General features: G+C 45.3%; 4 protein-coding genes. 1 reads left to right on the forward strand and 3 read right to left on the reverse strand.

Annotated elements, in window-relative coordinates; translation table 11 throughout:
* Nucleotides 1-237, forward strand: a 237-nt coding sequence (locus BP896_RS05185) for a hydantoinase B/oxoprolinase family protein (RefSeq protein ID WP_291766443.1), incomplete at its 5' end; no start/stop codon positions are given.
* Here the strand turns inward: BP896_RS05185 and BP896_RS05190 are convergent.
* From BP896_RS05190 to BP896_RS05200, 3 genes are all read right to left on the reverse strand, one after another.
* Nucleotides 230-1,510, reverse strand: a complete 1,281-nt coding sequence (locus BP896_RS05190; RefSeq protein ID WP_291766445.1) for an RsmB/NOP family class I SAM-dependent RNA methyltransferase — start codon at nt 1,508-1,510, stop codon at nt 230-232. The two genes, BP896_RS05185 and BP896_RS05190, sit on opposite strands and share 8 nt — an antisense overlap.
* A gap of 72 nt (nt 1,511-1,582) precedes the next feature.
* The gene (locus BP896_RS05195) at nt 1,583-3,175 is read right to left on the reverse strand and encodes an NCS1 family nucleobase:cation symporter-1 (protein WP_291766448.1); all 1,593 of its coding nucleotides are present in this window, start codon (nt 3,173-3,175) and stop codon (nt 1,583-1,585) included.
* A 64-nt stretch (nt 3,176-3,239) separates the two neighbouring features.
* The coding region (locus tag BP896_RS05200; RefSeq protein ID WP_291766449.1) for a hypothetical protein at nt 3,240-3,770 on the reverse strand (531 nt) is incomplete at its 5' end.

Raw genomic sequence — 3,770 nt, forward strand, 5'->3', positions numbered from 1 at the left:
TTAATCAGGGCATTTAAAGTCCTTGCACCCACTAGGTTATCCATAATGGCTGAGAGGTTTAGGACTAGGCCATGGGGATTATGGGGTGGTGGGGATGGGGAGCCAGGTAGGGTGAGGGTTATTAGGGTTAATAGGAGTGTTGAGGAGTTGCCGAGTAAGGTAACTGTTGACCTGGAGCCTGGAGATGAGGTTATTATTGAGACCCCAGGCGGTGGGGGTTGGGGTAGTGTTAATTAATGGTGATTTTAGATATGAAGAAGCCCTCAGCATTATGAATATGGGGCATTACCCTACCCACAACGCGTGATATTGAGTAGTTCCCGTAGCCGTCGCTTAAATCACCCACATTAGGCTTAATTAAATTAACCCCACTTGACGAGTTAAGCCTCTCAATAACCTCCTCCCCCTCCTCAGGTAGTATTGAGCAGGTGGAGTATATTAATGATGCACCCCTAACCTGATTAATTAAGTTAAGTAGTATTGATGATTGCAATAATGATTGGCGTTTAACTAAGCCTGGGTTATTGGCCAGTATTAGTTTAATGCCTGGGTCCTTTGAGGCGGCTCCACTTGAGGTGCATGGTGCATCAATAAGCACCTTATCAACCCTAACCCCACTTAGCCTAAGCCTACTTGAGTCTAAACGCATTAAATGAATCCTAGAGTCATCAACCCCCATCCTCCTCAATATTGGCTTCATTTTACTTAACCTACCTTTAGAGACATCGACTGCAATAACCTCAGCCTTATTATCAGTCAACTGCATTATTAGGCTAGTCTTCATGCCGGGGGCAGCGCAAGCATCAATAATAACATCCCCTGGCTCCGGCATTAAGTTAAGCACCACTAGGGCTGACGCCAAGTCCTGTGGAACCACAGCCCCCTCCTTAAATAACCTTAAGTAACCCATTGGCCTCCTATAACCCTTAACCAGAAGCATGAATGGGTACCGCCTACTTTGAGTGAATTCAACACCCTCATCCTCAAGGAGCCTAATAGCCTTATCCAAATCCACCTTAAGCGTATTAACCCTAAGCCAAGTAACCCTCCTATTAAGTGAGGCTAAGTAATCCTCAAGCTCATTAAGCCCCATCCCCCTACTCAACTCCTCCACTATGAATCTTGGGAAGGAGTACTTAATGGATAAGTAGGTTAATGGATCATTATCCTTAACCTCACTTAACCTAGCCTCAGCATCCTCAACCCTACCCCTTAGCCTCTTCCTAAGCCTCCTGGAGTAGTGGTCATTAGTGTTTAGGAGTAGCCAAGCCTTAGCAATAGCCTTCCTTGAACTTGAGCCTAAAAGTTGTTTAGCCATGAAGGATAAGTAGGCGTAATTCCTGACAACATCACTAACGGCATTATAGTAAACCCTAAGCGGCGCCTTCAACCTATGCCTAAGCCTAGCGTAGTGGAATGCCTTATCCATGGAAACTAACCTATCCTCAATAATGTACATTACGTCAGCGGCGAAGTCCACGAAGTCAGCTCCCAGGTTAAACTCAGCCACGGTTAATTGAGCTTAAGTGGGATTATTTAAATGAAATTAATGTTTTTAAATGAACCTGCGTTTAACCGGCATTTAACTGAATAATTCCTTAACCTCACTGGATACGTAACCTCCCCTCCATATTGACCCCTTTAAGTGAGGCTGATACCTTGGTATTACCCAGTAAACCATGAGCGGCGTGTATATTAACCCAGATAATATGAAGGCCAGTACCCATGCGTTGTTGAATAGGATGCTGTGGTATGGTATTGGCGCGTATATTATGAAGGTTACTACAGCGAAGGTTATGAAGGCAGCTGGATTAATCCCCCTCCAGTACCTGAAATTACCATGGCTTAGGAATACATCTTGAAGCTCAAACTTAAACCTCCTTATTAAGGCGTAGTCAAATATTATAATACCCTCCACTGAGCCTAATAATCCACCGTAGGTTAATAACCAATTATACAGGTAACCGTAGGCTGAACCATAGTACGTCCAGGCACCCAGCAGCACTGCAACAGCAACCACTATTAAAACACCCCTAAACCAAGTTATGTACTTTGGTAAAGTGTTGGCGAAGTCGTAGGCGGGTCCAACCGTGTTGGCGAACACGTTAACTGCGAAGGTGGCTAGGAGGAATAGTAGGTTAACTATTACGCCGGCAATAGGCCCCATGTAGAGTGTTGATAGGAGTATTGGATCCCATATTGGTTGGCTGGTAAGCCTCATAACAGCCCCAGTGGTCATGGTGCCTAGAACCGCCACCGCAAGCATCATGAATGGCATTGGGATTTGCCCAATCATCTGAGCCACCTGACTCTTAGCGAACCTAGTGTAGTCAGGCATTGATAAGGCCATGGTTGCCCAGTAGGCTATGTTGGCGTTTAGGAAAGCTAACCAAGCCATCCAGTAGGCTGAGCCGCTTAGGCTACTGTGTATTGAGAATACGTTACCGTAATCCCAACCTGAGGCTGACATGAAGTGTAGCCATAATGCCAGGAAGCCTGCTAGTATTAATGGTGCTGAGAGCCTTGCAAACCACTTTAAGGCTGGTTGAGCATTAGGCACTGGGGAGTGGTATAGTAGGATTAGTTGAAGTACTATTATTGCAATGAATGTAGCCCAGAAGACTTGAGGAAAGGCTATACTAATTGTGAACGGTGACGCAATCCCCTTAGCCACAAGGGACTCTATGACAGGTAATTTACCACTTAAGACAGCGTAAATGCCTACTGCAGCCTCAGTCATAATGTAGGTTTCAATACCCCACCACCCAGCCCCAATCACTGCCCTAATCCAACTTGGGAAAATAGCCCCATAAACACCCCACCTGGTCCTAGTTAACACTGGTTCAGGTATACCATACCTTGCGCCTCCATGGGATTGAATTATCATTGGTATTAGGACTATTAAGTTACCTAGGAATACAACAAGTATTGACTCCACGGCTCCTAGGCCGAAGGATAATCCAACACTGGCCAATGACCAGCTGGGCACTATGAAGGCCATGCTAAACCATATTGCAGCATACGTGTACCAGCCCCAAGTCCTCTTGCGTATTGGTGTTGGGTGGAGGTCATTATTCCACAAGTACTTCTCCTCAGGGTATGAGACTTTTAACTCTAATTGACCCCTCTCTCTATTGTAAACCACCATTGACTGGGAGTTTACTGTTTCCCCCACGAACGCCCTCGACCCAACTACTGGACCCCTTTAAAACCTAACTCTCCCATTAAACAGTAATACCCTAGACACTCCCCTTGCTAACAGACTCCATCATTTTCCTAAGCCTAGCCTCAACGGCGCCAAGGACGGTTAAGTAGTCCGCTGGGTTTATGTACTCCAACGGAGTCCTGTCCAATGGACACTTGTAATCATACATTAATGCATCATCCTCACTATACCTCTTAAAGCATTTAGGGCAAATGTAGACGGAAGTGCTGGTTAACTGCTGCATCAGCACGCTAACCTTATCTAATACCCCACCTATTAGGTTAACTAGGAACCTCCTAATATCCTCATCCTTAATGGACCACGACTGCTCAATCCTACCGGCCGCCTCATTAAACTCCTCAACCACAGAGGCGAGCCTCATATTATATAAGGCTTGTAGAATCCTCCTAACATCAATAGCATTATAACCAACAATTGAAGTTAACTTATCATCAGTCATAGCCTCCCCCCTACTCAACAGCGTGTTAAAAATAGCCACAGCCAACTTACCTAACTCATCATCACCAAACTCAATTAGAATCCTCCTATATACATACCTCCTAAC

Source organism: Caldivirga sp. UBA161 (genome assembly GCF_002506515.1).
GTDB lineage: Archaea > Thermoproteota > Thermoprotei > Thermoproteales > Thermocladiaceae > Caldivirga.